This window comes from Brachybacterium sp. p3-SID1565, from assembly GCF_025143785.1.
Classification (GTDB): domain Bacteria; phylum Actinomycetota; class Actinomycetes; order Actinomycetales; family Dermabacteraceae; genus Brachybacterium; species Brachybacterium epidermidis.
Genome location: NZ_JAMBDS010000099.1, coordinates 1 through 684, shown reverse-complemented (window position 1 = coordinate 684; position 684 = coordinate 1). Strand labels below are relative to the sequence as shown.

The window sequence follows — 684 nt, the reverse complement described above, 5'->3', positions numbered from 1 at the left end:
ATCGAGGTGCCTGGTGAGCGGTTCCGGATCAGCGTGATGGTGCCGGTGATGACCCTGATGGGCCACTCCGATGCGCCCGCCCTGATCGATGGCACCATCCCGATCCCCGCCTCGATGGCCCGCATGATCGCGGCGGGGGAACCGTTCTGGCATCGCATCCTCACCGACCCTGTGACCGGCGCGCACATCCCCGCGACCACCACCAGCTACCGGCCACCCGCATCGATGCTCGAACAGCTCCGGATCCAGCACCCCGTATGCGCGGTGCCGGGCTGTATCCGGTCCTCCACCTCCCGCGCCGAGGCCGACCACATCACCGAGTACGACCACACCGACCCCACCGCCGGTGGCCAGACCTGCGTCGCGAACCTGCACCTGCTGTGCTTCACCCACCACCGGCTGAAGACCCTGGGCAGGATCGACCCCGTCCGCGGACCCGACGGCACCACCCACTGGAGAATCGGCACCACCACAGGAACCAGCACCACCACTGGAGCCAGCACCGGGCGCCCCCGCGCCGCGGCGTCGATCCCCGCCAACCGCGACCTGACCACCCCCCTGCTCGCCCAAGCACTCCACGACGCCTGGAGCCAGTACCAGTGGGGCCTCGAACTGACCGCCCTGGACCGCAACGGCACCCTCGACCAACTCCACCACCCCGACCACCCCGACCACGACGACACC

The 684-nt window shown here is 69.7% G+C and carries 1 protein-coding gene; it reads left to right on the top strand.

All coding sequences use genetic code 11. The features are described from left to right. Nucleotides 1-684 (top strand): HNH endonuclease signature motif containing protein (locus M4D54_RS13765; protein ID WP_259892112.1); only part of this gene is annotated, 684 nt, incomplete at both ends.